This window comes from Huijunlia imazamoxiresistens (assembly GCF_037132455.1).
Lineage (GTDB): Bacteria > Bacteroidota > Bacteroidia > Chitinophagales > Chitinophagaceae > Flavisolibacter > Flavisolibacter imazamoxiresistens.
The window spans coordinates 301,449-327,934 of sequence record NZ_JBBBEI010000001.1 but is presented as its reverse complement, the minus strand read 5'-3'; the positions used below and the strand labels follow the sequence as shown (position 1 = coordinate 327,934).

Sequence of the window (26,486 nt, the reverse complement as noted above, 5' to 3'; positions counted from 1 at the left end):
CAGGGGGGCCTGGCCTCAGGGGTCATGTGCATCATACAGCGATCGTTTTTAAAATCCTCCCGGCCGGCCGCGCCGGTCAGCAGCTGCCGGGAAGGGATGAAAAATGTGGATTGGGCTTACTTCGAAATCACGAACGTGTCGTTGTTCCGGGTAACCGTAAGGTTGTTGAGGATGGCGATCTCTTTCAAAATACCATCGATAGAATCCTGGCTATTGTATTTCCGCGTGAAATAAATATTCTGTACGTCCTGCCGGTTGTATTCGATCTCCACCTGGTACATTTTCTCCAGTTGCTCGAGCACCATAGCCAGGGACTGGTTGTTGAACATATACCAGGTGCCTTCGGCGTTCTGCGGCAGGGAAGGGTTGTCGCGGGACGCCTCCTCGGACAGGATGGCCTCGGGAGCCGTCCCGCTGGCGCCCGAAAAGGCTTTCACCCCGGTGGTCCTGCTGCCGTATACAAAGGCCTGGCCGGGCAGCAGGTACACCTCTTTTTTCAGCTTCCGGTTGTTCCGGTCCACGGCTTTCACCACCACTTTTCCTTCGTACAGCCGCACAATGATGCGGGGGGCGTTTTCAAAAGCCGTAACGGTAAATTCGGTCCCCAGGGCGGTGGTGGCAATAGCGCCGCTGGTTACGGTGAACGGCCGTGTTTTGTCTTTGGCCACCCGGAAAAAGGCTTTGCCTTTTAAATAAATATCCCGTTTACCGGTAAACGGTTCGCGGTAGGTAATTTCACTTTGATGGGCCAGCACCACCAGGGAGCCGTCGGCCAGGGAAAGCCTTTTTTCCCTGCCGGTGGTATTCACCTCGTGCCGTTCGGCCACCGGGGAGGCCGGGGTTTCGGGGGCGGTGACAACCACGGGTGCCGCCTCTTTGGGCTGCACGGCAGCCTTCCAGGCCAGCCCGATCACCAGCAGCACCGAGGCGGCAATGGCGGCCGCTACCAACAGGCGGTAGACCGGCGAGCGGCGGGCAGGCGGTTCGGCATCGGCATAGGCTTCCGCTGCGGGCTCCTGTTCGCCCTGAGCAGCTTCCCGGGCGGCCAGTGTTTCTTTAAAATGGCGCCACTTCTCGTCCACGTTCATCCCCTCCAGCACGTAGGCCAGGGTCTTTTGCGCCCCTGCCAGCTGCCAGGCATCCCGGAGGTTTTCGAAGTAGCGCCGGTTGTCCTCACCGGAACGGATCCAGCTTTCGACCAGCTCGCTTTCTTCGGCATTGGCCTCTCCGGCAAGGTACCGGACCAGGAGTTCGTTATAGAGATCGTTATTTTCCATGCGCTATATAATGGAGACAACTATGGAAGAGTTTACCCTGACAGGAAAAGCGAAAATTTTTAAAAAATTTTTCCGCAGCCTACAACACCCTGGAAACCAGCACAATGGCCCAGAAGGCCAGGTAGCCCGACAATCGCTCCCGCAGGCGGGCGAGGGCCCGGCTCATTTGGGTTTCCACGGTTTTTACCGAAATAGACAGCTGGCCGGCGATCTCGGCGTATTTAAGGCCTTCAAAGCGGCTGAGCTCGAAGACCCGGCGCATCTGCTCGGGCAGCTCGGCTATGGCCCCTTCGATGGCGGCGCGCAGCTGCTTCAGGTCCACGGCATCGAACCCTTCGGGGTCCACGCTGTCCGGGGCCGACTTCAGCACCAGCTGCACATGCTGCTGCTTTACTTTTTCGTGCTTGATGATGTTCAGGCTGGTATGGTGGATGATCTTATATAAATAGGACCGGGGAGCGACATCGGCTTCCAGGGTGGGGCGGGCCTCCCAAAGCTTGATAAAGCTGGTGTTCACCACGTCCTCCGCCATTTCCATGTCAAAGCCGTACTTGAACTTGCAGTAAACGCAGAGGTTAGGAAAGGTTTTTTTAAAAAAAGCCTCGAAGGCGGCCTCACTCCTTCTCCAGTCCGCAAAGGACGCCTCTTCCTGGTTGTTCATTGAGGGATCAAAACTCATCTAAAAGTGCTTGCAGCGTTGAAAGTAGGAAATTGGCGGCAGCCCTTAAAATCTGTCGGAAAAAAACCGGTGGGGGCCGGCCCCGTTATTGCTGAGATATTGCTGTTATATTGTAGCGTTTTAACCGCCGGGGCAGCTCCTGGTAACGGCACCGGTACAACCGATTGGCCGGCAACGCTTTTGTATCCCCGGAAACCGGGGTTGCAGTGGCAGCGCTACGTATATTATTATACCCTTTTTTTATATCTTCTTCTCAAATTGGGAAAATGGCCCGGACCCGGTAAGCTGGACAGCCCTTATTCGAACGAGCTGAGCAGCGGCATGCTTTTTTTAAAGCCCTATTTTCCGAACAACTCAGCAACTACGGTCCCCGGGGTCGATGCCGGTTGTTTACCCTGGCGGAGGGTTCCAGTTGCTCCCTTTTGTTTGCGCCTACCCCTTAAAGCTAACCCGGCCTGTCCCACACCAGGTCTCCCCTCTTTTTTTGCGAAAAACAACATCAACCATGAAAAAAGCCACTTTCTTTTTTCCGGGCCTCCTGCTGCTCGTTTTCCAGCCTTCCGCTGCCCAGGCCCCGCCGCCGGATGTCACCCCGCCCCGGATCGTCCGCATCACCCGCCAGAACCCGTTAACGGAAATCGCCTTCGGCCCCACCGTCACCTACCGTGTCGTATTTTCGGAAAAAGTCCGGGACGTGACCGGCGCCGATTTTGTCGCCACCCGCCTCAGCGGCAATGTCCGGGGTACGCTCGCCCTGCTGGCCCCCGAACCCGTAGGTACCGAGGGAACGGAATCGGTACAGCCGGTAGGAACGACCGGCACCACCTACGACGTGTCGGTGCGCGCCATCGCCGGCACCGGCGCCCTGCGGCTGGACCTGCGGGATTCCACGGGCATCACCGATACGGCCGGCAATGCCCTCAGCAGGAGCTACGCCCCCGGCCCCAGCTATACCATAAATGCCCAGGCCCGCCCCACCGATGCCAACGGCCAGCAGCCCGCCGGCGCCGGCTTTACTTCCTTTACCGACCTGGCGCCCATCCCCATCAGCAGCCATACCGGCCACAAGCCCCAGTCGAAAGTGTGGACCCATGCCGGCAAATGGTGGACGGTGCTGCCTACCTATGACGGCACGAAGATCTTTCGCCTCGACGGTACCCACTGGACCCCCGTGCTGAAGGTGGCCAACTCCCGCAACTCCAAGGCCGACCTGCAGGTGGTGGGCAACGAAGTCCATATTTTGCTGTTCCGCGGCGCCGAAGGCAACTCCTACCTGGTATCGGTGGAATACAGCGAGCTGGCGGGCACCTACGTGTTCTGGACCAAACGGACGCAAAACCTGACCCTGGTGTTTGAGCCGGAAACCGAAACCGCCACCCTGGCCCTCGACGGCAACGGCCGCATGTGGATCGCCTCGGACGGCACCTCGGAAGTGAACCTCCGCTGGAGCGACGCCCCTTATACCCACTGGAGCGCACCCATCGTGATCGCCTCGGGCATTGCCAACGACGACATCTGCGCCGTTACCGCCCTGCCGGGCAAGATCGGCGTGCTGTGGTCGAACCAGCTTACCCAGCGCTTCGGCTTCCGCACCCACACTACCGGCGCCGACCCCGCGCTCTGGACCGTGGACGAGCTGCCGGCCGCCCAGTCGGCCCTGAACAAAAAGGGCGGCATGGCCGACGACCATATGAACCTGGTGCCGGCGGCGGACGGTACACTCTATTGCGCCGTAAAGACGTCCTACGATTCGCCCGGCTACCCCAAGGTGTCGCTGCTGGTGCGGCGGCCCAACGGCACCTGGGACCCCCTCTACCCGGTAACGGCCAATGAAGGGACGCGTCCCGTGGTGGTGCTGAACGAAGCCAAAAACCGGGTCAAGGTAGTCTTCAGCTCGCTGGAAAACGGAGGCGACGTGCTCTACCGCGAATCGGCCCTCTCCCCCATTTCCTTCGGGCCGCCCATCACCCTGCTGGCAGGGAACTACCTGATCAATTACACCACCACCACCCGCCAGCCCTACCCGTCCGAAATCGTGGTGCTGGCTACCAGCATCGAAGACAGCCTGCAGGCCGTTTCGGTCAAAGGCATCGACGGCAGCGGCAGCCCGGTCCATTCACCGACTTATATTACCCTGACCGACCTGATCACCGGCAGCCTGAGCCATCTGCTCCAAGCCGGCAGCCTTTCGGCCACGCCCAACCCGGTCACCACCACCTCCGCCATCAGCTACAACTTCACCCGGTCCACCGACTACGCCCTTTCCCTTTACAACAGCAGGGGCATGAAGCTGGCATTGCTGAAGAGCGGCAAGGCGGAAGCAGGCCGTCAGCAGCTCTGTACCCTCAACACCGCCGGCCTTTCCCGAGGGCTGTACCTGGTGCGGATCGATACCCGGCAAGGCGCGCAAACCCTGAAGCTGCTGGTGATAAAGTAAGGGATTTCGGATGTCGTCTCGCCTGAGGCGGGACGGCATCCGAAATTTTTCCACCCCTTATGCAACCTTTAGCACAATACTTTATCTTCGCCCCTTCATGAACATCATTATAAGGCAAGCACGAATTATTGACCCCTCCTCGCCTTTCCATCAGCAACAAGCAGATATTCTTATTCAGGCTGGCGTGATCAAAGCCATTGGCAGCCATGCTGGTACCTCCGCCGACAAAGTCATTGACCTGCCCGGCCTGTCCGTTTCCCCCGGCTGGCTGGATATCTTTGCCCACTTCTGCGACCCCGGCATGGAGTTCCGCGAAACCCTGCAGTCCGGGACCGAAGCGGCCGCTGCCGGCGGATATACCGATGTGCTTTCGCTGCCCAACACCACCCCCGTGGTCCACAACAAATCCTCCGTGGAATACATTGTGCAGCGCAGCCGCACCCTGCCGGTACGGGTACACCCCATCGGCGCGGTGACCAAGAATACCGAAGGCAAGGAACTGTCGGAGATGTACGACATGCACGCCAGCGGCGCCGTGGCCTTTGGCGACGGCACGGCCTCGATCCAGTCGCCCGGCCTGCTGCTGAAAGCCCTCCAATACATTAAAGCCATCGACAAGGTGCTGATCCAGGTGCCCGAAGAGCGCAGCATCAGCGGTCCCGGCCTGATGAGCGAAGGCATCGTTTCCACGCGCCTGGGCCTGCCCGGCAAGCCCGCCATCGCCGAAGAGATTATGGTGGCCCGCGATATCGAGCTGGCCAAATACACCGGCTCCAAGGTGCATTTTACCGGCATTTCCACCGCCCGCACGGTGGCCCTCATCAAAAAGGCCAAGGAAGAAGGCGTGGCCGTTACCTGCTCGGTAGCGCCCTACCACCTCTGCTTCTGCGACGAGGACCTGGCCCAGTACGATACCAACCTGAAGGTGAACCCGCCCCTGCGCACCGCCGCCGACCGCGACGCCCTGCGCGCCGCCGTAGCCGACGGCACCGTGGATTGCATCGCCTCGCACCACCAGCCCCACGACAAGGACGGCAAGGTGGTGGAATTCGAATACGCCAAGTACGGCATGATCGGCCTGGAAACCGCTTTCGCCGTCGTGAAAAGCTGCCTGCCCGACCTGCCGGCAGAACGGCTGGTGGAACTGTTCTCCACCGCCCCCCGCGACATCTTCCACCTGCCGGCCCCCGGCCTGAAGGAAGGCGCCCCGGCCTGCCTGACCCTGTTCCTGGAAAACCACAAATGGACCGTACGCCGGCAGGACCTCCGCTCCGCCTCCCAGAATACGCCTTTCCTGGACAAGGAAGTCACCGGCCGCCCCGTGGGCATCGTCAACGGCGCTCAACTATTTCTGAACGAACTGAACTAAGCAATGCAAAAAGAAACGAATGTCAATTTTGGTTTAAGGTGGGGCGTGATCATCGGGCTGGTATATGCTGCGCTCCTGTTCATCCGCTATTCGGTGGGGGAAGCCAACCCCATGATGTTCGGCATGTGGACCTTCGTGGGCTATGCCGTGGTATTGATCCTGCTGTACATCTGCGGGGTGAACCGCCGCAAACTCCAGGGCGGCTATATCGACCTGAGGGATGCCTTCCAGACCATGTTTATCGCCGTGCTGGGATTTGAATTCTTTTACATGGCGTTCAATTTCATTTACCTGAAATTCATCAACCCCGATTTTTTCCAGAACATGAAAGAAGCCCTCGAAGCCTTCCTGATCAAGAACAAGGTGGAGCAGGCGGACATCGACAAAAAGCTGGAAAACTTCGATTCCGATATGGGCCGCAACATGACGCTGGGCACCTCGTTCCTGTCCTTTGCCTACGCCATCGTCACCAGCGGCATCTTTGCCCTGCTCTTCGCCCTGCTGATCCGCCGCAAGCGCGAACCCTGGGAGAAGGGAGACGTTGTCTAGGGGATTGGGGTATTGGTTCATTTGTTCATTGGGTATTGGGAAGGGACAATGCTTATTGCCCAACGAAAACCGTCGAAGACAAAGTAACTATAAGCACTAACCGAAGCGCAACATAATAAACGTAAAACCCGGAACTTAGAACCGAACTCGTGAACAAGTGAACAGGCGAACTCGTAAACTTGTAAACTCGTAAACTCGTGAACTTTTAATCGTTATGGATCTGTCAATCGTCGTTCCCCTGTTAAATGAAGAAGAATCGCTGCCGGAGCTTTGCGCCTGGATCAGGCGGGTATGCCTGGAGCATCAGTATAGCTACGAGGTGATCCTGATCGATGACGGCAGCACCGACAACTCCTGGAGCGTGATCGAGGAGCTGCGGGCCGGCGACCCCAACATCCGGGGCATCCGGTTCCAGCGCAATTACGGCAAGTCGGCAGCGCTCAACGAAGGCTTCAAGGCCGCCCAGGGCGACGTAGTGATCACTATGGACGCTGACCTGCAGGACAGTCCCGACGAGATCCCCGGGCTGCGCAAGATGATCCGCGAGGACGGCTTCGACCTGGTGAGCGGCTGGAAAAAAGTGCGCTACGACAACAAGCTGACCAAGAACATTCCTTCCAAATTCTTCAATGCCGTGACCCGCAAGGTGTCGGACATCCACCTGCACGATTTCAACTGCGGCCTGAAAGCCTACCGCAAGAAAGTGGTGAAAAGCATCGAGGTCTACGGCGAGATGCACCGTTACATCCCCGTGCTGGCCAAATGGGCCGGCTTCCGCCGCATCGGCGAGAAAGTGGTGGAACACCGCGCCCGCAAGTACGGCGTAACCAAGTTCGGCTGGGAGCGGTTCGTCAACGGCTTCCTCGACCTGCTGTCCATCACCTTCGTGGGCAAGTTCTCCAAGCGCCCCATGCACTTTTTCGGCCTGTGGGGCACCCTGTTTTTCCTGGCGGGCATGCTCATCACCCTGTACCTGGTCATCGTCAAATTATTCCAGCCCGAGTTCGGGCTCACCAACCGGCCCGGCTTTTACCTGGCCCTGTTGTCGGTGATCATCGGCATGCAGCTGTTCCTGGCGGGCTTTATATCCGAGCTCATCGCCCGCAACGCGCCCGGCCGCAATTCGTACCTGATCGAGGAAAAGCTCGGCCTCTAAAAGGGGCCGGCGAACCCGCACCCATGATGTAGACTAAATTGCATTTACCTGATGAAAAAGATCCTGATCATCGGTCCGGCGCATCCCCTGCGGGGCGGCCTGGCTACGTTTAACCAGCGCCTGGCCCAACAGTTTGTGGCCGAAGGCCATGAGTGCTCCCTGGTGTCGTTTTCCCTGCAATATCCGTCCATCCTGTTCCCGGGAAAGACCCAGTATTCCGACGAGCCCGCACCGAAGGACCTGAAAATTCATTCCCTCATCAACTCCATCAACCCGCTCAACTGGCTGAAAGTGGGCCGCACCCTGCGGTCCTGGAAGCCCGACCTGGTGGTGGTGCGCTACTGGCTGCCGTTCATGGGCCCGGCCCTGGGCACGATCCTCCGCGGCCTGAAGAAAAACCGCCCTACGCGGATCATCTGCATCGCCGACAACGTTATTCCCCACGAAAAGCGGCCCGGCGACGAAGCCTTCACCCGCTACTTCCTCAAAGCCTGCGACGGCTTTGTGACCATGAGCGAATCGGTAATGGCCGACCTCCGCCGCTTTGAACCCATCAAGCCCGCCCGCCTGGTGCGCCACCCGCTCTACGACAACTTCGGCGCCGCCCTCCAAAAATCCGAAGCCCGGCAGCACCTGGGACTGCCGCAGGAGGAACGCATCCTCCTGTTTTTTGGCTTTATCCGTAAATACAAAGGGCTGGACCTGCTGCTGCAGGCCATGAAGGACGAGCGCATCCGCAACGAAAAGATCCGCCTGCTGGTAGCCGGCGAGTTCTACGAGGACGAAAAGCCCTACCAGCAGCTGATCGCCGAAGGCGGCCTGCAGGATTCGGTGATCCTGAACACCCACTTCATCCCCGACAGCGAAGTAAAATATTACCTCTGCGCCGCCGACTGCGTGGTGCAGCCCTACCGCGACGCCACCCAAAGCGGTGTGACGCCCCTGGCCTACCACTTTGAAAAGCCGATGGTCGTCACCAACGTGGGCGGCCTTCCCGCCCTGGTCCCCGACGGCAGGGTGGGCCTGGTTTGTCCCCCCACTCCCGCCGCCATTGCCTCCAGCATCCTGAAGTTTTACCAATTAGGCGAAGATTATTTTATTCCGCATCTTCGCGCCGAAAAACAAAAATACTCCTGGACCAATTTAGTACAGGCGATCCTGGAAATGTGAGAAGAAGGTACGCAGTACGAGGTTTGAAGTAAGATAACAACTTCACCTGCGCAGGCAACTCGTGAACTTGTAAACTCGTGAACTTATTAAGCATGATCTACCGAAGTAAAGCTCCGTTGCGCATCGGCCTGGCCGGAGGCGGTACCGATGTCAGTCCGTATAGCGACCTGTATGGCGGTTCGATCCTGAACGCCACCATTTCGCTCTATGCCCAGGCGTCCATCGAGCCGCTGGAGGAACACAAGATCGTGGTGGAGGCCAATGACCGCAACGAACGCCAGGAATTCGCCTGGAGCGATCACCTGCCCGTAGACGGCCACCTCGACCTGCTGAAGGGTGTCTACAACTGCATTCAACGAGATTATGGCGGCATCAAAAACGGCTTCAAGCTGTCTACCTTCGTGGATGCACCCGCAGGTTCCGGCCTGGGCACCTCCTCTACCCTGGTGGTGGCCATCATCGGCGCCTTTGCCGAAATGCTGCGCCTGCCGCTGGGCGAATACGACATCGCCCACTACGCCTACGAGATCGAACGCGGCTACCTCCACCTGGCCGGCGGCAAGCAGGACCAGTACGCGGCCACCTTCGGCGGCGTGAACTTCATGGAGTTCTTTGCCGGCGACAAAGTGATCGTCAACCCCCTCCGCATCAAGCAGCACTACCTGTTCGAGCTGGAAAACAACCTCGTGCTTTATTATACCTCCACCAGCCGCGAGTCGGCCCGCATCATCGAGCAGCAATCCAAGAACGTGGAGTCGAAGAAGGAGCAGTCCATCGAAGCCATGCACCAGCTGAAGCAGCAGGCCCAGCGCATGAAGGAAGCCCTGCTTCGGGGACGCCTCCACGAGATCGGCGAGATCCTCGATTACGGTTATGCGCAAAAGCGAAAGATGGCCGAAGGCATCAGCAACCCACTGATGGAAGAAATTTACGACACGGCCAAAAAGGCCGGGGCTACCGGCGGCAAGATCTCCGGCGCCGGCGGCGGCGGCTTCATGGTCTTTTACTGCCCCGGCAACACCAAGTACAACGTTATTAAAAGCCTGGAGCGCTTCGGCGGCCAGCACCGCAACTACCAGTTCGTGGAACACGGGCTGACGTCGTGGACGATTTCTTAAAGTTCCAGAGTTCGGTAGCGTTCTTCCCAATTCCTAATGAACCCATTAACCAATTCCTAAAAGGCCATTGACTTATACTTTTATATGGAAAAGATCAAAAACATCATTCAGGCTTCCATCGACGTGAAGCAGCAGATACTGCAGGACGCAACCCTGCTCCAGACCACTTCGACGGTGGCCAATGTGCTGGTGGCGGCCCTGAAAAAGGGCAACCGGGTGTATTTCTGTGGCAACGGCGGCTCGGCGGCGGACGCCCAGCACCTGGCGGCAGAATTCTCGGGACGCTTTTATGCCGACCGCAAGGCCCTGCCGGCGGAAGCCCTGCACTGCAACACCTCCTATATGACCGCCGTGGCCAACGACTACGACTTCGACGTGATCTACTCGCGCCTGATCGACGGCATCGCCAACGAAGGCGACGTGCTCATCGGCCTGTCCACCTCGGGCAATTCCCGCAACATCGTCAAGGCCTTTGAAACGGCCCGCGGAAAAGGGGTGGTGACCGTGGGCTTTACCGGCGCCAGCGGTGGCGCCATGAGGGAGCTGAGCGACTACCTGGTGAATATACCGTCCACCGATACCCCCCGCATCCAGGAAAGCCATATCACCCTGGGCCATATCATCTGCCAGCTGGCCGAAGAAGCCATCTTCAGCGAACCCGTCCCCAACCCGTAAAATTTTTTACGTTACATGGAGCAACAGGAAAATAAGAATTTTGGCGAAACCCCGAAAGTGACCGAGGCCATCATCCTGGCCGGCGGACTGGGCACGCGCCTGCGCAGCGTAGTGGCCGACCTGCCCAAATGCATGGCCCCCGTGGCCCAACGGCCGTTCCTTTCCTACGTGGTGGACTACCTGCGCATGCAGGGCGTGGAGCGCTTTATTTTTTCCCTGGGCTATCTGTCCGAAGCCATAGAAGCCTACCTGGCCGAACACTACCCCACTCTTCCTTACACCACGGTGGTGGAAGAGGAACCCCTGGGTACGGGCGGCGGCATCCAGCTGGCGCTGCGGCAGGCGCTTACCGAAAACGTTGTGGTAGCAAATGGCGACACCTTATTCAAGGTGGACCTGAAAGCGTTGAGCCAGTTTCACCGCCAGCAGGCGGCCGAATGTACCCTGGCCCTGAAGCCCATGCACCAGTTCGACCGCTACGGCGTGGTGGAAACGGGCGACGACGGCGGCATCCGCTCCTTCCGGGAAAAGCAATACTATGCTGAAGGTCTGATCAACGGGGGCATTTACCTCATCAATGCTCCGATTTTCCTGCAGCACGGTTTTCCCGAAAAGTTCTCCTTTGAAAAGGACTATTTGGAAAAATATACGGCCGAAGGCCGCTTTTTCGGTTGCGTGCAGGAAGGCTACTTCATCGACATCGGCATTCCCGAAGACTTTAAAAAAGCGCAGACCGACCTGGCGGCTTCCGTGCTGGACCTGTCGCAGATCGACAAAAGCTGGACCCTCTTCCTCGACCGCGACGGCGTGATCAACGAAGAGCGGGTGGGCGAATACGTACTCAACTGGGAGCAGTTTATCTTCACTACCGGCGCCCTCGAAGCCTTTAAAACCTTTCCCGACCGGTTTGGCCGGGTGCTGATCGTGAGCAACCAGCGCGGCGTGGGCCGGCAGCTCATGACGGAGGACGACCTGAAGGCCATCCATGAAGAAATGAAGCGCGAGGTTGCTGCCGTAGGCGGCACCATCGACCGCATCTATTATTGCACGGAAAAGGACGACAAGTGCTTTCACCGCAAGCCCAACCCGGGCATGGCCTGGCAGGCCGTCAACGACTTCCCCGACATCGACCTGTCGCGCTCCATTATGGTGGGCAACAAACCCAGCGACATGCGCTTCGGCCGTTCCGCCGGCATGTTCACCGTTTTCGTCACCACCACCAACCCCCAACAGCCCTTCCCCCATCCCGATATCGACCTGCGCTTCGACAGCCTGGCGCAGTTTGCGGAAGCGCTGAGACAATAGGCAATGAGCAATAGGCAATAGACAATAGGCAAGGGGCAAGCTGGAAGGAAACTTGATTCATTATAAAGGCTGTTAACTTATTGCTTATTGCCCATTGCCTATTTGTTTTTTGGGAAAACATTTGTCCTTTTTTGCCGTTCTTAGCAGCAGAACAAAATCTTCCTGACGGTGAAAAAATTCTTTCTGATCCTCTTTACGGTTTTTTTATTTGCAGCCGCAGGCGCCCAGAAGATCGCTCCGGCCGACCTGAAATTATTGCAGCGTCGCGAGGACACGCTGAAGGCGCTGGCGAAAAACCTGATCGTCAAGGAAGAGTCCGGCGACCGCATGCGGTCCGACAGCCTGTTCGTCCGCACCCTGGTCCGCGGCCTGCAGGTGAAGCATTCCTTTTATTATCCTTTTGACAGCGTCAAAGGCATCTCGCGCCTCTATGCCCCGGACAGCAGCTTCCGCCTGTTTACCTGGTCGGTGGCCCTCGACGAGCTGTACAACCGCCAGCGCGGGGCCATTCAATACAAAACGCCCGACGGCTCGCTGAAGCTGGTGGCTCTCCGCGACTTTTCGGAATTCACCGCCGCGCCCCTGGATTCACTGCGGAGCAAGGACAACTGGATCGGGGCGGTTTACTACAACATCATCAAAACCCAGTACAACGGCAAAAACTACTACACCCTGTTCGGCATCGATAACTACAGCGTCCGCAGCACCCGGAAATGGATCGACGTGCTGACCTTCGACAGCCGCAACCTGCCCGTTTTCGGGGGTACCTTTTCCTTTGAGCAGGACACCACCCGCAAACCCACCAAGGCAAGGCATTATATCGAATACAGCAAGGAAGCCAGCACTACGGTCAACTACGACCCCGAGCTGAACATGATCCTGTTCGACCACCTGATCTCCGAATCGAATGAGCCGGACAAGCCGCACACCTTCGTTCCCGACGGCGACTATGAAGGTTTCCAGTGGAAGAACGGCAAATGGGTGCACATCGAAAAAGTGTTTCACCAAAAACTCGAGGATGGACAGGCGCCGGTTCCCCAGCCGAGAAAGCAACAGCCCTTCCCCTTCACGATGGAAGAGGAAACCCAACAACCTCCGAAAGGCTCGGGCAATAAGCCCAGGAAATAGTTGGTCGCCCCTACTCCTTAAAAATAATACTGGTGCTGCTGTCTTTCAGCAAAGGCAGGGACTGCTGAAAATACTTGTTCAAAACCACCCGGAAGGTATTCGCCGGGCTGATGCCCTCGTACAGCATCGAGTAATCGCCGTCGGAAAAATAATAGGCGTTCAGGTTCATGAACTCCTTCTGCTTCGCGTCCTTACCGGAGAAAAAGCGGTAGCCATGATCGCCCTGGATGATCACCACCCGTTCGCGCTGCGCGTGCTTCGGTACCAGGGGTACCAGCTGCTGCAGCAGGCGGTTGGTAAAGATCACCTGTTTCAGGTAGGCTTCTTTTGTATCCTGGTCCTGAAGGATCACCGCCTTATCGGGAACCTCCCTGCCGGCAGCATCCAGGTAAAAGGGTTCATGCGGCAGCATTAAATGGGTATAGACGAATTTGGGCTGGCTGCTTTCGGCTTTCACTTCCTGAACCACCGATTCAAAATTGAATTTATTGCGGAACAGGTGGTATTGCTTCTGCTTTTTGTAATAATGGGGCACCTGGAACGCACCGGTAAAAATATTGCGGGTCGAAAAATTCCACCAGATGTCGCGGTCGATGCGGGAGGCCAGGGTCTGGTTGTCGATCTGCTCCCGGTCCTTGCCGTAAAAATAAGGGAGGGTTTCGGAGGGTGTACCCTCCAGGTCAAAGCAGCCGTAGTTCTTGATGGCGTACCCCTGCTGTTTTAAAAATTGGGGCAGCCAGGCATTTTTCAGCGTGGCGATCGCCTGCAAAAACTCCCGGTGCGACACTTGCTGCCGCTCCAGGCCGGGCCGTAAATAATGCAGGCCGAGGGTGGACGCCAGCGAGAAGGGCGTCACGTTGTAATTGCTCCGGGAAGCGGCGGAAATAAAGAACCGGTTGGCCCGCAACAGGCTGTCCAGGCCGCTGTTGTCAAAATTAAATTCCTGGCGGAGGCAGGCCGAGCTGGTATACTCGTCCAGGACGATAAAATAAATATCCGGTTTGGAGGTATGCCGGTTCGGCAGGGGGTGCAGGGGCGGCAGGGAGGTACGGCCCATCAAATTGTTTGCCTGGTCCTTGCCGGTGGCGGCCTGGTAGGCCAGCAGCCCCGCTTCCCAACCACAAAAGAGCCCGAGGAGCAACGTAAGAAAACGGATCAACCGGGAACCGTGCGCCTTTGATTGGAACAGGTAAACCCATACCGCCAGCAGGCAGAGGGCCGAGGCGGGCAGCAGGAAGCTGTAGGAGGAAAACAGGGAACCGGGAACAGCTTCTTTGAGGTGGTCGTGGACCGCCCCGAAGAAAAAGTAGATACATTGGCCAAAGAACGTAAACAGGGCCGCCTTCTGCAGGTTGCGGAACAGCAGCAGGGAGGCGCCCAGCAGGGAGGCGGCCAGCAGGAAATATTTACCCAGCAGCCACCCGCCGGCAGCCGGCGGGATCAGCCCGAAGTTCTCATTGACCCCGTGCAGGAGAAAAAACAAGGGCAACAGGAAAAGGGGAACCAGGTATTTGAGTGCAGGGCGAGGGGTGTTCATAGCAGGCCGAAAAACAGGTGGGTCGTTGAAGCAACAATCCCGGAGGCGCTCTTCTTATCGAAAAACACTTCCAGGATTGCTTATATATATTATTCGGGGCGATGCGGGTCGCCTTAATCTTCGAGTTTCAATACGGCCAGGAAGGCTTCCTGGGGTACTTCTACGTTACCGATCTGGCGCATGCGCTTCTTCCCTTCCTTTTGCTTTTCCAGCAGCTTACGCTTCCGGCTGATGTCACCACCATAACACTTGGCGGTTACGTCCTTGCGCATGGCCGAGATGTTCTCGCGGGCCAGCACCTTGGCGCCGACGGCGGCCTGGATGGCGATCTGGAACTGCTGGCGGGGCAGCAGCTCTTTCAGCTTTTCGCACAGCTTGCGGCCAAAATCCTGGGCGCGGCTGCGGTGAATCAGGGCGCTGAGGGCGTCCACCTTGTCGCTGTTCAGGAGAATGTCCATTTTTACGATGTCCGCCTCGCGGTAGCCGATGGGATGGTAGTCGAAGGAGGCATAGCCGCGGGTCTGGCTTTTCAGCTTATCATAGAAGTCGAATACGATCTCGGTCAGGGGCATCTCGAAAATAAGCTCCACGCGGGTCTGCGTCAGGTAGCTCTGGTTGATGAGGATACCGCGCTTGCCGAGGCAAAGCGTCATGATGTTGCCGGTGTATTCGGGCTTGGAAATGATCTGGGCCTTGATGAAGGGCTCTTCGATGCGGTCGATTTTTACCGTATCGGGCATTTCGGCCGGGTTGTTCACCACTACCTTGTCACCCTTGGTGGTGTAGGCTACGAAGCTTACGTTCGGAACCGTGGTGATCACGGTCTGGTTGAATTCCCGCTCGAGGCGCTCCTGGATGATCTCCATGTGCAGCAGTCCCAAAAAGCCGCAACGGAAGCCAAAGCCCAGGGCCTGGGAGGTTTCCAGCTCGAAGGTGAGGGAGGCGTCGTTGAGCTGCAGCTTTTCCATGCAGTCGCGGAGTTCTTCAAACTCGTCGGTATTAACCGGGAAGATGCCGGCGAATACCATCGGTTTCACCTCTTCAAAACCCTTGATCGCTTCGGGGGTGGGGTTGGCCGCCAGGGTGATGGTATCCCCCACTTTTACTTCCTTGGCGTTTTTGATACCGGTGATGAGGTAGCCCACGTCGCCGGTCTGTACTTCCTTGCGGGGTTCGGGTTTGAGCCGGAGGATGCCGATCTCGGAAGCCTCGTACTCCTGGCCGGTGGATACGAATTGTACCTTGTCGCCGGCCCTCAGGGTGCCGTTGAGGATCCGGAAGTAGACGATGATGCCGCGGAACGAGTTGAAGACCGAGTCGAAGATCAGGGCCTGCAGCGGGGCCTCGGGGCTGCCCTTGGGCGCCGGGATGCGCTCAACTATAGCCTGCAGGATCTCGTCGATGCCGATGCCGGCACGGCCGGAGGCCAGCAGGATATCCTCGGGCTTACAGCCGATGAGCTCGATGATCTGGTCCTTCACTTCTTCGATCATGGCGCCTTCCATGTCGATCTTGTTGATGACGGGGATGATCTCCAGGTCGTTGTCGATGGCCAGGTACAGGTTCGAGATGGTTTGCGCCTGGATGCCCTGGGCGGCATCCACCAGCAGCAGGGCGCCTTCGCAGGCGGCCAGGGCCCGGCTTACCTCGTAGCTGAAGTCCACGTGACCGGGAGTGTCAATGAGGTTCAGGGTATAGGTCTCGCCCTTGTATTTGTAGTTGATCTGGATGGCGTGACTCTTGATGGTAATGCCTTTTTCCCGTTCCAGGTCCATATCGTCCAGCACCTGGTCCATCATTTCACGTTCGCTGATGGTATTGGTCGTCTGCAGCAGGCGGTCCGCCAGGGTACTTTTACCGTGGTCGATATGGGCAATAATGCAAAAATTCCGGATATTTTTCATGTAAAGGAAAATGCTTCGATTGTGAACAGGCAAAGGTAGCAAGTAAATGCTACGAACGGCCACCCGGATGAATTTGGTAGACGTTAAATATTTGTCCCCCAATGGCGGGGTAATTATAGGCCGCGGAGGCTTTTGCCGCTATGGCCTCTGTATGGTATTGCGGATAACGTTCCCGCATATGGAGCAGCGCTTCCAGCAGTTTTTGGCCGTCCCCCGGGGGCACCAGCAGCCCGTTGGACCCATTGACGGCCTCTTTGATGCCGGCCACGTCCGAAGCGATCACCGGCAGGCCGCAGCACAGGGCCTCCACCACCACGCAGGGAAAATTCTCGTGCCGGCTGAACAGCACCAGCGCATGGGCCCGCTTCATCTGCTCCGCCACCCCGGTATACGGCACCTCCCCTGTTAAGACCACGCGGCCGCCGAAGGAGCCCGCTGCCACCAGCCGCTCCACTTCGGCATTGGGCGGGCCCACGATCTGCAACCGCCAGTCGGTCCGGATCGCCTGCAGGGCTTCGAAGGCCCGGAGCATGCCTTCGATGTTCTTTTGTTCGGACAGGGTGGAGACATGGATAAAGGTAAAAATCCCGGCCTTCCGCCCCGAATACCGGAAATGATCCGTATCGACCACGTTGTGGATGGTCCTGACTTCTTTTAACCGGAAAAGATCCCTAAGAACGTTGCCGATGGTGGCGGACACATTGATCACCGCAGCCGCCTGCTGAAAAATCTGCCGCACCTGCCTGCGGTACCAAAAGTGGCGCTTAAAAAAGTTGTCCGGGGCCTCGGGGAGGTAGGTGGACGCATGTTCGGAAAGGACATAGCCCAGGCCGAATTTCCTTTGGATCCAGCGCGCCAGGTTGCCCGCCTTCACGGGCACGTGCACGTGTACGCGTTGGGGCAGGCCATTTTTTTGGAAGTAGGTTGCCAGGAACCGCCGGGCCACCCGGTAGTATTCCAGGTTATACCGCAGCTTGTCGAGCAGGCCGATGCCCAGGGGCCTGAACCGGAAGTAAACGGTCACTTCCTGCAGCTGCCCCTGCCGGTGCACCACCACTTTTGATTCGTTAAAGGGCACCCACTCGCCGAACTGCGTAATATGGATGACCGTTACCGGGAAGTGGAGGGCCGTGGCCCGGGCGTGCCGCTGGATAAAGTCGCCGTTGAAGGGCTCCCGCTCGTTGGGGTACCAGGAGGGCAACCACAGAATATAAGGAGCCCCATGCTCCGGGGAAACGTTTTTGGAATGCATACGTATAGGTTACAACCAGGCCGACAGGTCGCGGCGGATCAATTGGCTTAAGGCGGTGATATCTGCAGCCAGGTATTGCTGCAACTGGCGCTTGAGCGCCGGGGGCATTTCGCCTCTTTTCTGAATGCTGATGTTTTGTTGAAAGAGCTGCGACATGATCCAGTGCCGCAGGGGCCGGAACGGCAGCAGCAGCCGTACCAGCTGTTGCAGCCGCCCCGGCGGCCGTTTCAGCAGGCGGTGCAGCCAGGGCCGCCGCACCTGCTTGTTGGCATTGATCACCTTGTAGGAAATGTCTATAGGCTCCAAACCCAGGAACCGGAATACCTCCGCCACCGTTTCGGGGGTGTGCGACCGGAAATCATCGTACAAAACGACCTTCACCTGGTCGGGGGGAAAGACGTCCAGGTAGCGTTTTACCTGGCGGTAAAACAAAACGGAATCCCGGTAGGGCGGCAGCTCGAAATAATCCACGCTGTCCGGCAGCCGCTCCCCTCTTTTGCGGGCTTCGTCCAGGCTGACCGCCGTTTCGAAGTCGAACACATCCTCGTTGCCGTCGTACAGGTGCTGGCTATGGAGGGAATGGATGACCTGCACGGGGTTGCGGAGCATGATCACGATTTTGGCATCCGGGGCAAACTGTTGGATCTCCGCGGCCGCGGTTTCGGAAAACAGGTACCAGACCGAGGCCTCGCCCCGGATCTTCCGGTTAGCGGCTTCCCGGAAATGCGCTAAATAATCCGGCAGGGAGATCCGGTCCTTCATCTTCAGGTCCCGGCCAAAATGGTGCATTTCCTTTTCGGCCATGAATACCTCCGGGTGCCGGGCCAGGTAGTCGTTCAGGGCGGTGGTGCCGCATTTGGGGGCGCCCACAATAAAAAAGTTCGGCTCGTTCATGTTTGCTAAACCACCCCGAAGGCGGTGGTGCGAAGTTTTAATTTTTTCCGTACAAAATAATACATCAGCAGGTTCCACACCGCCAGGCTGGCGGCGGAAGCCACCGCCGTGCCGACGATGCCGTGGCGGGGCGTCAGTAAAAAATTCAGGGCGAGGTTGACGGCCAGCGCCGCCACCAGGCTGACGATGCACCACTTCTGGTGGCCCGATTGCATCAGCAGCAACCCCACCGAACCGCAGACCACGTTCACCGCCTGCCCCAGGCACAGGATCAGCAGGGCTTCCCGGCCCTGCAGCAGGTCCACCCCGAAAAACAGCAGCAGCTGCTTGCGCAGGGCCACCATCACCAGCACCAGGGGCAGGCTGGCGGCCAGCACGGCCTGGGCGGAACGGGTGACCAGCTTCTGCAGCTGCAAAATGTTCCCTTCGGCATACAGGCGGGCGATGAGCGGGGAGGTGACAAAGTTGACGACCGTCAGCACAAAACTGATCAGGTCGCTGAGGCGCTGGGCAATGTTGTACACGCCTACCTCGGCATTGCCTTTGAGCTGGCCCAGTAAAAAGATGTCCACCCGTGCACTCAGCACATGCAGCAGGCTGAGGGCATAAAAGCCCATGGACGTGTACAGCCAGGGCCGGACGGCATATTCGGGTGTGCGCCCGCGCAGGTCGGGGGTCACGCTGCGGTGCAGCAGCAGCCCACTGATCAACAGCCCGGTACCGCCTACCGCTACGTTTAACCATAACAGTTGCTCCAGGGAAATGTGCCCGCCCACGCGCCACAGGAAGCCGACAACGCCCAGCAGCAGCAGCGGCCGGATCAGGGTTTCGGCTACCTGGCTCGCCAGGACTTTTTTCACCCCCTGCAGGCAGGAGCGCACCACGGCCGCCCCTGAAAGCGTCACCAGCGCCAGCGTCGCCAGCAGCCACCAGTTGACCGGCACGGCGCCCCGCACATCGCCGAATAAAAAGGCGACCCTCGTGGAAAAAAGCGCCGTCACCAGCGCTCCTCCCACCACTAAAGCGAGTGAAAAACAGAGCACGCCCTTTAGCCGGGGAAAGGCCCTTTCGGCATACAACACCGGGATGACCTTCACCAGCAGGGAGTCTACGCCCAGCAGGGAAATGGTCGCCAGCAGGTTCAGTAAATTAAACACAAAGACGTAGGTGCCATAAACCTCCAGGTCGACGACCTTCAGGAAAACGTAATTGAGCAACATGCCCAGGAGCAGGGAAAAGCATTGCAGGAGAAACAGCCGCACCGAGTTCTTCGCTACATATCCCGACAACCCGCCTTCCGCCTTCAGGGAAGCGGCGGCAGCCATTATCTTTTGAACAAACCGGGTCAAAATAAGGTTCCTGTTTTATACGGTCTGCGGATGCCGGTGCCGCTCGATAAAGCCGACCAGCTTGCCCAGCGATACTTCCAGGGTTTCCTTATCCGTTGCAATCACCAGGTCGGGATGCGAAGGGATCTCGAAGGGGTCGTTGATCCCGGACAGGTTATGGATCCGGTCGGCATGGTGCTGCGGCAACAGGGCCTTGGCATACAGTCCTTTGGTATCCCTGCGGATCAACTCCTCGAGGCTGCATTTGATATAAACCGTTTTGACCCCGGGATACTTATGGGCCACTTCCTGGCGCACCTCCTCGTAGGGGTTGATGGCGCAGATAATGGGCAGCACCCCGTACTGGGCCAGCTTGCCGGCCACGAAGGCCAGGCGCCGGATATTGGTCATCCGGTCGGCCATGCCGAATCCCAGGTCGGAACAAAGCTGTTTCCGGTATTCGTCGCCATCGATCACTTCCACGGCCATGCCCCTTTTTTGGAAATATTCCTTTGCCTGTTGCGCCAGCGTGGTTTTCCCGCTACCCGAAAGACCGCAAAACTGAATGATCATTTTGTACTTCTCCTTATAAGGAAAACCACCCGCAGCAGCCGCCGCGGATGGTTTCCGGTGATCCCGCAGGGGACACGATACACGATTATTTTTTCAGTGCCTGGATGATCTGCACGAACTCGGGGGTCAGCGAAGCGCCGCCTACCAGTCCGCCGTCCACGTCGGGGCTGCCGAAGATCTCGGGGGCATTGGCCGCCTTCACGCTGCCGCCGTAGAGGATCGATACCTGGTCGGCCACTTCCGGACCGTACTTGCCGGCGATCACGGAGCGCAGGTGGTGGTGCATGTCCTGGGCCTGCTGGGTGGAAGCGGTTTTTCCGGTACCGATAGCCCAGATGGGTTCGTAAGCGATCACGACCTTTTTCAGGTCCTCGGGGCTCAGGTGGAACAGCGACTCTTCGAGCTGCACTTGCACGTAACCGTTTTGTTCTTCTTTTTCACGAACCGACAGGGCTTCACCGCAGCAGAAGATGGGGGTAAGGCCGTACTGCAGGGCGATGTTCACCTTGTCTGCCAGTTGCTGGTTCGACTCGCTAAAATATTCGCGGCGCTCGCTGTGTCCCAGCACCACGTACTGGATGCCGATGGACTGCAGCATTTCGGCCGATACTTCGCCGGTATAAGCACCGCTCTTCTTGTCGTAGCAGTTCTGGGCGGAAATAAAGTAACCGGGCTTATTGGCCACCTTTTCGCTGGCGGCGATCAGGTAGGGGAAAGGAACGGCAAACACCACTTGCTGGCCGGGCGCCAGCTCGCCGCCGGCGGCTAATACGTCGTCTAATAATTTCTCGGCCTGCTGAAGGGTCAGGTTCATTTTCCAGTTGGCCGCAGCTATTTGTTTTCTCATGATGGAATTAATAATGGTCAAAGATATGCTTCAGGATTATTCGCTCATTTTCGGTCACCGCTTCTTTTTTGAGCGACTTCCAGTTGCTGATATCCGACAGGGCCTTGTCGAATTCGTAGCGCTCGATGCCTTCGCAGCCCCAGGAGAAGTGCGGGATATACTTGGGCGTGAGCCCGTTGCCGAAAACATTGCTGCAGACGCCCATGACCGTGCCCGTGTTGATGGCGGTATTGATGGCGGTGCGGGTGTAGTCGCCCATGAACACGCCGCATTTCTGGCCCACGTTGATGGCGCCGCGGGGCGTCCATACCTGTACCGGCGACGCATTGTTCTTAATATTGGAATTGGAGGTGCCGGCGCCCATGTTGCACCATTCGCCGATGACCGAGTCGCCGAGGTAGCCGTCGTGCGCCTTGTTGGAGCGACCGAAGAACACGCAGTTCTTGATCTCGCCGCCCACCACGCACTTCGGACCGATGGTGGTGGCGCCATAGAGGCGGGCGCCCATTTTCACCACGGCGCCCTCGCAGATGGCGACGGGTCCGCGGAGCATGCTGCCCTCCATCACCACGGCATTTTTCCCGATGTAGATGGGGCCGTCGGAGGCGTTGAGAAAGCAGTGTTCCACCTGGGCGCCCTTTTCCACGAAGATGTGGTCTTCGTTGATCACTTTGTTGGTGCCGGACAGGCCGTGCGATTTGCGCTTGCGGGTCAGCAGGCCGAAGTCCTGCTCGATGGCCCAGCCGTTCATTTCGAAAATGTGCCAGGGGCACTGGATCTCTTTCAGCTCCTCTTCCACCTCCACGGGCTTGCCCACCTTGATGCGGTGCTCGTTAAGCACCTCCTTTTTGGAGATGCAGTACACGACGCTTTCCCGCTGCGGAACGGAAATAAAGTCGCCGTGTTTGAGCTTGCGCACCTGCTTTACGAGCTTGGGGGTGGGCAGGATGTTGCCGTGGATGAGGTAAACGACGTCCTCGCCGATCTCCTCTTCCAGTACAATGGCTTTGTCGAGGTCCTTGTAGTCGTCCTCGAACTTGTCAAAAGAAGGCAGCTCCAGGGCTGTTTCCCATTTTTCGCGGATGGTGAGGATGCCGACGCGGATATCCTGCACCTGCCGGGTGAGGGTAAAGGGGAACAGGCTTTCCGGCTGGCAAAACTCTTCGGTAAATACAATCTTTTCCATAGCGTGCATCATGAAAGGTCAAAAGTCAATGGTCTTGGGACATTGGTCATTAGTCATTAGTCATTGGGGGTTCGACATCAGGTTAGCGGAAGCGAAGGTACGGAGCAAAAAAAAATCCCGCCGAATGGCGGGATAATATAGTCAATACTGTTGAAAACGGGAGAAAATAATTACTTTTTCGCGTATTTCTTTTTGAACTTGTCGATACGGCCGGCAGTGTCAACCAGTACGTTTTTACCGGTAAAGAACGGGTGCGAGGTATTGGAAATTTCCAGTTTTACCACGGGATATTCGTTACCGTCTTCCCATTTGATTGTTTCTTTGGAAGCAGTAGTGGAACGGCTCAGAAAACTGTCGCCGTTACTCATATCTTTAAACACTACAAACCGGTAATTTTGGGGATGAAGACCTTGTTTCATGATAATTCTTTTTATAAAAGAGACGTTTCGCCTAATTTGGAGCGGCAAAATTAGGGTATAAAACTATTTCCACCAAATGCTTTTCCTGTTAAAATTTAGCTACGCATATTGAGGTACTGCATGGGGAACTCCAGGCTGGAGGTTTTGCAGAGCTGGATCACGGCCTGCAGGTCGTCGATTTTTTTGGCGGTCACCCGAACCAGGTCGTCCATGATCTGGGCCTGCACCTTTAGTCCGGACTCTTTGATCAGCTTGACGATCTTTTTGGCGTCCTCCTGCTTCAGGCCGTTGCGCACGGGCACTTCCTGCTTCACCACTTTGCCGCTCTGATAGGGTTCCTTCGACAGGTCGAGGGCGGCGGGGTCGATGCCCTGCTTCATGGCCCGGCTGAGGAGCATGTCAATCACCTGCCGCACTTTCATGTCGTCGGCCGCCTCCAGGTCGATCTTCGAATCCTTCTTGTTCAGCTCAATGCCTACAGGCGAATCTTTAAAATCAAACCGGTTGGTAATTTCCTTTTTCGTTACGTTGATCGCGTTCTCCATGAATTGCATATCTACTTTGCTCACGATGTCAAATGAAGGCATAGTAATCCTGGTTTTGAATTTTAGAATTGAAAGTGCAGATTTACGATTTTTTGTTAAAGAAAGGAAAAAGCCCCTCTGGACAAAGGGGCCGTAGTTCACATGAGAAAATAAAAATATGTAAAAAGTTCAGGTATCGTAGCTGATCAGGAAGTAAAGATGGGATATTTGCTGCATCCCGCCGGTCCCCTCCTGCCGAACCCTTCAAAAAAGACTACGAAGGCTGATTTTTTCTCTGCCAAAGGCTGTCCGCCCTTCATAAAAAAGCCCGGAAAGTTACTTCCGGGCTGCTTGCCTATCCCTGAAAAGGCAGGTCTGGTGAACGACCCTGGCTGTTTGCCTATTGCTAATTCCCCACCCGCACCCGGCTCTGCTCATCGCCGGCGCCGCCGGAGGCTTTGCGCTGGGGCAGGCCTTTGATGGGTTTGCCAAAGCGGTAGGAGAAGGAAACCGTGGCGACCCGGCTGTCGTGGCGGTTGGAAAAGCGGGCGTCGGTTTGCTGGAAGCTGATAGAGCCGTGCGGGTACTGGGTGTACAGCAGGTCGCGGACGTTCAGCTTCACGGTGCCGGCGCCTTTCAGCACGGTCTTGCTGAGGCCGGTAGACAGCTGGCCCAGGGGCTCGATGCGGATCTGTCCTTCCACGCCCCGGCTGCGGTAAAAGCCGCTGAGTTCGGCCGCCCATCCCTTACCCCATTTGAACTGGTTGTTGATGTTGGCCATCAGGTTGGCCGCCTGCACATCGATCAGCTCGCCGCCGTTGATGCGGCCGGTAAAGGCATTGTAGTTGGCGTTGGTGTACACGATGGCCGTCCACCACTTCCGCACCGGCACCTGGGCGCTGATCGAGAGGCCGCCGCCGGTACGCCGGCCGATATTGCCCCTTTTGATGATGGTGGTATACTGGCCGTTGCTCATGCTGCTTTTTCCCTGCTCGAAGGTTTCCGTCACCATGTCCTTGGCGGTGTTGAAGTTCAGGGTGGTGGTCAGGAAGCTTTTGAAGGTATGGGCCAGCTCCACGTTGTGCGAGTACATCGGCTTCAGGAAGGGGTTGCCCTGCTGGTAGGTGTAGTTGTCCAGGAAGAACAGGAAGGGGTTCAGGTCCTGGTAGGCCGGGCGGTCGATGCGGCGGCCGTAGGAAGTGGCGAACTGGTGATGCTTGGCCGCGTTGTAGCTGATATAGACCGTGGGGAACAGGTTGCCATAGCTCCTGCGGAAGGAGGAATCCGGGGCCGTGGGATTGCCCGATTGCCTGCCGGTGTAGTCCGTTTGCTCATAGCGCAGGCCGCCCTGCAGGCCGATTTTTTTGTACTGCCGTCTGAGGTTCACATAGGCGGCGTTGATGTTCTCGGTATAATCGAAGTGGTTGGTCTTGGTGTAATCCGGTGTTTCTGCCTGCCCGTTCCGCTGGAAATAGTCGGCGGCATTGGCGGTTTTCACAAAGCTGGTTTTCAGGCCGGCTTCCAGTTTGGCTTCCTTGCCCAGCGGGTGGACGTAGTCGGTTTTGGCGGTGTAGATGTTGATGTTCACCGGCAGGTCGCCGCGCAGCTCCTGGCCGCCCTTTTTCACCCGCGAAGGATCAAAGGAGCTGTTGGCAAAGGTTTGCGCCAGGCCCGTACGGTAGCCGATATAGTCCAGGTCGGCGCTCAGTTCGCGGCCCGCCGTGTCGAACTGGTGGCGCAGGTTCAGGTTCAGGCTGCCGTTCTTCCAGTCGTTGTGGTTGCGGCTCTGGGCCTCCACGATGGAATCCACCTGCTTGGCCCCGTTCATCAGCGTGCTGGAACTCAAGGAGGAAAAGTCACCCGTCATGGCAAAGCCGTTGGCCACCAGGCCCAGGGTGGTCTTTTTATCCAAAAAATAGTCGGCGCCCAGTTTCAGGTTGTAGTTGCGGCTGGAATTGCGCATGTGCGACACCTGGTCGAAGATGGCCGAGGGCTCGCCCGAGGGTTTTTTGAAGCTGCGGTGGATCTCCAGGCGCTGGAAGCCGTTCCACTGGTTGGCGCTGCCGTTGGCAAAGAGGTTGAACTTGCCGGTGCGGTAGTTCAGGTTGGCGCTGTTGTTCGATTTCCAAAAACGTCCCTGGCCATAGTTGACCGTCACGCTGCCGTTCATGCCTTTTTGCTTGTTCTTCTTCGTGCGGATGTTGATGATGCCCGAATTGCCGGCCGCATCGTAGCGGGACGAGGGGTTGGTCATGATCTCCACCTGCTCGAGGGCCGAGGCGGGCAGGCTTTTGAGGTAGTTGGCCAGTTCGGCGGCGCTCAGGTAGGTCGGGCGGCCGTCGATCATCACCAGCACGCCCTGCTTGCCTTTCAGGCTGATGTTGCCGTCCCTGTCCACCGTGATGCCGGGCGATTTTTCCAGCACTTCCAGGGCGGTGGCCCCGGCATTGGAGGGCGAAGCGTCCACGTTGACCACCGTGCGGTCAATCTTTTGTTCAATAAAGGGCCTTGCCGCCGTTACGGTCACGCCGGCCAGCGCCTTGGCCTCGGGCGCCAGGTGGATGGTTTTGAGGCGGATGAGGGCGGTATCCCCTCCTACCGACACCACCTCCGAATAGGCGGTGGCATGGCCGGCGGCCGACACTTTCACCCGGTAATGGCCGGCGGGCACCCCCTCAAAGAGGTAGCGGCCGTCCGCCGAGGCGGCGGTAAACTTTATCGCGGAAGAATCGGACCGGCGCACCAGCGCCACGGTGGCGGCCTGCACGGTCTTGCGGTCGCCGTCCACTACGGTGCCCCCGATTTTCCCGCTGCCGGCGGGTCCCTGCGCCCCGGCCGTTACGACTAAGAATATCATGGAAAGGAAGAGAGGAAAAAATTTTCTCATAACCTAATGTTTAGTACTTGTGTTCGTTTATTACAAGCCAAAGATAGGTACTTTGCTTTACATAGTACATGGTTTTTACAAGAGGCCTGAAATTAGGATAAACGGCGGCGGGGGAATTGGGGATTGGTTAATTGGGAATTAGGCGGGAAGAAACGTTCATTATTTTATTAATCACAGGCAATTTTCAGGGAAGGCAAGGCCAACCGGATAAACGGCAAAAAGAAACGGGTAGCCCGGATACGCCCAACTCAGGAACTCAGGAACGTAAGAAC

Annotated in this window: 22 protein-coding genes; 9 read left to right on the top strand and 13 right to left on the bottom strand. The window is 57.5% G+C overall.

What is annotated here, in order from left to right; genetic code table 11:
- Window positions 1–116 precede the first annotated feature (116 nt).
- Both V9K67_RS00990 and V9K67_RS00985 read right to left on the bottom strand, forming a co-directional pair.
- Complete coding sequence (locus tag V9K67_RS00990; protein ID WP_336719436.1) at window positions 117–1,277, bottom strand: FecR family protein; 1,161 nt, start codon at window positions 1,275–1,277, stop codon at window positions 117–119.
- A 79-nt stretch (window positions 1,278–1,356) separates the two neighbouring features.
- Complete coding sequence (locus tag V9K67_RS00985; protein ID WP_336719435.1) at window positions 1,357–1,956, bottom strand: RNA polymerase sigma-70 factor; 600 nt, start codon at window positions 1,954–1,956, stop codon at window positions 1,357–1,359.
- A gap of 505 nt (window positions 1,957–2,461) precedes the next feature.
- Here V9K67_RS00985 and V9K67_RS00980 point away from each other — a divergent pair.
- The 9 genes from V9K67_RS00980 to V9K67_RS00940 all read left to right on the top strand — a co-directional run bounded on the left by V9K67_RS00980 (window position 2,462) and on the right by V9K67_RS00940 (window position 12,863).
- A complete protein-coding gene (locus V9K67_RS00980) occupies window positions 2,462–4,393 on the top strand; it encodes a T9SS type A sorting domain-containing protein (protein ID WP_336719433.1) in 1,932 nt (643 codons plus the stop codon).
- Window positions 4,394–4,490: 97 nt separating this feature from the next.
- Window positions 4,491–5,762 carry a dihydroorotase gene (locus V9K67_RS00975; RefSeq protein ID WP_336719431.1) on the top strand — a complete coding sequence of 424 codons (1,272 nt, stop codon included), beginning with the start codon at window positions 4,491–4,493 and terminating at the stop codon, window positions 5,760–5,762.
- A gap of 3 nt (window positions 5,763–5,765) precedes the next feature.
- The gene (locus tag V9K67_RS00970; protein WP_336719430.1) at window positions 5,766–6,311 is read left to right on the top strand and encodes a DUF4199 domain-containing protein; all 546 of its coding nucleotides are present in this window, start codon (window positions 5,766–5,768) and stop codon (window positions 6,309–6,311) included.
- A 214-nt stretch (window positions 6,312–6,525) separates the two neighbouring features.
- Window positions 6,526–7,467 (top strand): glycosyltransferase family 2 protein, encoded by a 942-nt coding sequence (locus V9K67_RS00965; protein ID WP_336719428.1) that lies wholly within the window; start codon window positions 6,526–6,528, stop codon window positions 7,465–7,467.
- Between the two features lie 51 nt (window positions 7,468–7,518).
- Window positions 7,519–8,637 (top strand): glycosyltransferase, encoded by a 1,119-nt coding sequence (locus tag V9K67_RS00960; protein ID WP_336719426.1) that lies wholly within the window; start codon window positions 7,519–7,521, stop codon window positions 8,635–8,637.
- 92 nt (window positions 8,638–8,729) lie between these two features.
- Window positions 8,730–9,755, top strand: a complete 1,026-nt coding sequence (locus tag V9K67_RS00955) for a GHMP family kinase ATP-binding protein (protein ID WP_336719424.1) — start codon at window positions 8,730–8,732, stop codon at window positions 9,753–9,755.
- An 84-nt stretch (window positions 9,756–9,839) separates the two neighbouring features.
- Window positions 9,840–10,430, top strand: coding sequence for a D-sedoheptulose-7-phosphate isomerase (locus V9K67_RS00950; protein WP_336719423.1), 591 nt, complete (start codon window positions 9,840–9,842; stop codon window positions 10,428–10,430).
- Between the two features lie 15 nt (window positions 10,431–10,445).
- On the top strand, window positions 10,446–11,735 hold the full coding sequence (locus tag V9K67_RS00945; protein ID WP_336719421.1) for an HAD-IIIA family hydrolase: 1,290 nt from the start codon (window positions 10,446–10,448) through the stop codon (window positions 11,733–11,735).
- A 168-nt stretch (window positions 11,736–11,903) separates the two neighbouring features.
- Entirely contained in the window at window positions 11,904–12,863 is a 960-nt protein-coding gene (locus V9K67_RS00940; protein ID WP_336719419.1) for a hypothetical protein, read from the top strand.
- 10 nt (window positions 12,864–12,873) lie between these two features.
- Here V9K67_RS00940 and V9K67_RS00935 read toward each other — a convergent pair whose 3' ends face one another.
- From V9K67_RS00935 to V9K67_RS00885, 11 genes are all read right to left on the bottom strand, one after another.
- On the bottom strand, window positions 12,874–14,400 hold the full coding sequence (locus tag V9K67_RS00935) for a sulfatase-like hydrolase/transferase (RefSeq protein WP_336719417.1): 1,527 nt from the start codon (window positions 14,398–14,400) through the stop codon (window positions 12,874–12,876).
- Between the two features lie 113 nt (window positions 14,401–14,513).
- On the bottom strand, window positions 14,514–16,304 hold the full coding sequence (gene lepA / locus V9K67_RS00930) for a translation elongation factor 4 (RefSeq protein WP_336719415.1): 1,791 nt from the start codon (window positions 16,302–16,304) through the stop codon (window positions 14,514–14,516).
- Window positions 16,305–16,353: 49 nt separating this feature from the next.
- On the bottom strand, window positions 16,354–17,556 hold the full coding sequence (locus V9K67_RS00925; protein ID WP_336719414.1) for a glycosyltransferase: 1,203 nt from the start codon (window positions 17,554–17,556) through the stop codon (window positions 16,354–16,356).
- Between the two features lie 9 nt (window positions 17,557–17,565).
- Window positions 17,566–18,450: a sulfotransferase family protein gene (locus V9K67_RS00920; protein ID WP_336719412.1), complete on the bottom strand. Its 885-nt coding sequence runs from the start codon at window positions 18,448–18,450 to the stop codon at window positions 17,566–17,568.
- 5 nt (window positions 18,451–18,455) lie between these two features.
- Complete coding sequence (locus tag V9K67_RS00915; protein ID WP_336719411.1) at window positions 18,456–19,799, bottom strand: oligosaccharide flippase family protein; 1,344 nt, start codon at window positions 19,797–19,799, stop codon at window positions 18,456–18,458.
- Between the two features lie 15 nt (window positions 19,800–19,814).
- A complete protein-coding gene (gene cysC / locus V9K67_RS00910; RefSeq protein ID WP_336719410.1) occupies window positions 19,815–20,351 on the bottom strand; it encodes an adenylyl-sulfate kinase in 537 nt (178 codons plus the stop codon).
- An 85-nt stretch (window positions 20,352–20,436) separates the two neighbouring features.
- Window positions 20,437–21,198 (bottom strand): triose-phosphate isomerase, encoded by a 762-nt coding sequence (gene tpiA / locus V9K67_RS00905; RefSeq protein ID WP_336719409.1) that lies wholly within the window; start codon window positions 21,196–21,198, stop codon window positions 20,437–20,439.
- Between the two features lie 7 nt (window positions 21,199–21,205).
- On the bottom strand, window positions 21,206–22,384 hold the full coding sequence (locus V9K67_RS00900; protein WP_336719408.1) for a putative sugar nucleotidyl transferase: 1,179 nt from the start codon (window positions 22,382–22,384) through the stop codon (window positions 21,206–21,208).
- 170 nt (window positions 22,385–22,554) lie between these two features.
- Window positions 22,555–22,803, bottom strand: a complete 249-nt coding sequence (locus V9K67_RS00895) for a type B 50S ribosomal protein L31 (protein ID WP_336719407.1) — start codon at window positions 22,801–22,803, stop codon at window positions 22,555–22,557.
- Between the two features lie 95 nt (window positions 22,804–22,898).
- The gene (locus V9K67_RS00890; RefSeq protein WP_336719405.1) at window positions 22,899–23,390 is read right to left on the bottom strand and encodes a YajQ family cyclic di-GMP-binding protein; all 492 of its coding nucleotides are present in this window, start codon (window positions 23,388–23,390) and stop codon (window positions 22,899–22,901) included.
- A 343-nt stretch (window positions 23,391–23,733) separates the two neighbouring features.
- On the bottom strand, window positions 23,734–26,214 hold the full coding sequence (locus V9K67_RS00885; protein WP_336719403.1) for a TonB-dependent receptor domain-containing protein: 2,481 nt from the start codon (window positions 26,212–26,214) through the stop codon (window positions 23,734–23,736).
- Window positions 26,215–26,486: the final 272 nt, after the last annotated feature.

What these genes read in the sequence shown, in the direction of transcription:
- V9K67_RS00990 (WP_336719436.1), bottom strand. Translation starts at nt 1,277, where the DNA reads ATGGAAAATAACGATCTCTATAACGAACTCCTGGTCCGGTACCTTGCC.
- V9K67_RS00985 (WP_336719435.1), bottom strand. Translation starts at nt 1,956, where the DNA reads ATGAGTTTTGATCCCTCAATGAACAACCAGGAAGAGGCGTCCTTTGCG.
- V9K67_RS00980 (WP_336719433.1), top strand. Translation starts at nt 2,462, where the DNA reads ATGAAAAAAGCCACTTTCTTTTTTCCGGGCCTCCTGCTGCTCGTTTTC.
- V9K67_RS00975 (WP_336719431.1), top strand. Translation starts at nt 4,491, where the DNA reads ATGAACATCATTATAAGGCAAGCACGAATTATTGACCCCTCCTCGCCT.
- V9K67_RS00970 (WP_336719430.1), top strand. Translation starts at nt 5,766, where the DNA reads ATGCAAAAAGAAACGAATGTCAATTTTGGTTTAAGGTGGGGCGTGATC.
- V9K67_RS00965 (WP_336719428.1), top strand. Translation starts at nt 6,526, where the DNA reads ATGGATCTGTCAATCGTCGTTCCCCTGTTAAATGAAGAAGAATCGCTG.
- V9K67_RS00960 (WP_336719426.1), top strand. Translation starts at nt 7,519, where the DNA reads ATGAAAAAGATCCTGATCATCGGTCCGGCGCATCCCCTGCGGGGCGGC.
- V9K67_RS00955 (WP_336719424.1), top strand. Translation starts at nt 8,730, where the DNA reads ATGATCTACCGAAGTAAAGCTCCGTTGCGCATCGGCCTGGCCGGAGGC.
- V9K67_RS00950 (WP_336719423.1), top strand. Translation starts at nt 9,840, where the DNA reads ATGGAAAAGATCAAAAACATCATTCAGGCTTCCATCGACGTGAAGCAG.
- V9K67_RS00945 (WP_336719421.1), top strand. Translation starts at nt 10,446, where the DNA reads ATGGAGCAACAGGAAAATAAGAATTTTGGCGAAACCCCGAAAGTGACC.
- V9K67_RS00935 (WP_336719417.1), bottom strand. Translation starts at nt 14,400, where the DNA reads ATGAACACCCCTCGCCCTGCACTCAAATACCTGGTTCCCCTTTTCCTG.
- lepA (WP_336719415.1), bottom strand. Translation starts at nt 16,304, where the DNA reads ATGAAAAATATCCGGAATTTTTGCATTATTGCCCATATCGACCACGGT.
- V9K67_RS00925 (WP_336719414.1), bottom strand. Translation starts at nt 17,556, where the DNA reads ATGCATTCCAAAAACGTTTCCCCGGAGCATGGGGCTCCTTATATTCTG.
- V9K67_RS00920 (WP_336719412.1), bottom strand. Translation starts at nt 18,450, where the DNA reads ATGAACGAGCCGAACTTTTTTATTGTGGGCGCCCCCAAATGCGGCACC.
- cysC (WP_336719410.1), bottom strand. Translation starts at nt 20,351, where the DNA reads ATGATCATTCAGTTTTGCGGTCTTTCGGGTAGCGGGAAAACCACGCTG.
- tpiA (WP_336719409.1), bottom strand. Translation starts at nt 21,198, where the DNA reads ATGAGAAAACAAATAGCTGCGGCCAACTGGAAAATGAACCTGACCCTT.
- V9K67_RS00900 (WP_336719408.1), bottom strand. Translation starts at nt 22,384, where the DNA reads ATGGAAAAGATTGTATTTACCGAAGAGTTTTGCCAGCCGGAAAGCCTG.
- V9K67_RS00895 (WP_336719407.1), bottom strand. Translation starts at nt 22,803, where the DNA reads ATGAAACAAGGTCTTCATCCCCAAAATTACCGGTTTGTAGTGTTTAAA.
- V9K67_RS00890 (WP_336719405.1), bottom strand. Translation starts at nt 23,390, where the DNA reads ATGCCTTCATTTGACATCGTGAGCAAAGTAGATATGCAATTCATGGAG.
- V9K67_RS00885 (WP_336719403.1), bottom strand. Translation starts at nt 26,214, where the DNA reads ATGAGAAAATTTTTTCCTCTCTTCCTTTCCATGATATTCTTAGTCGTA.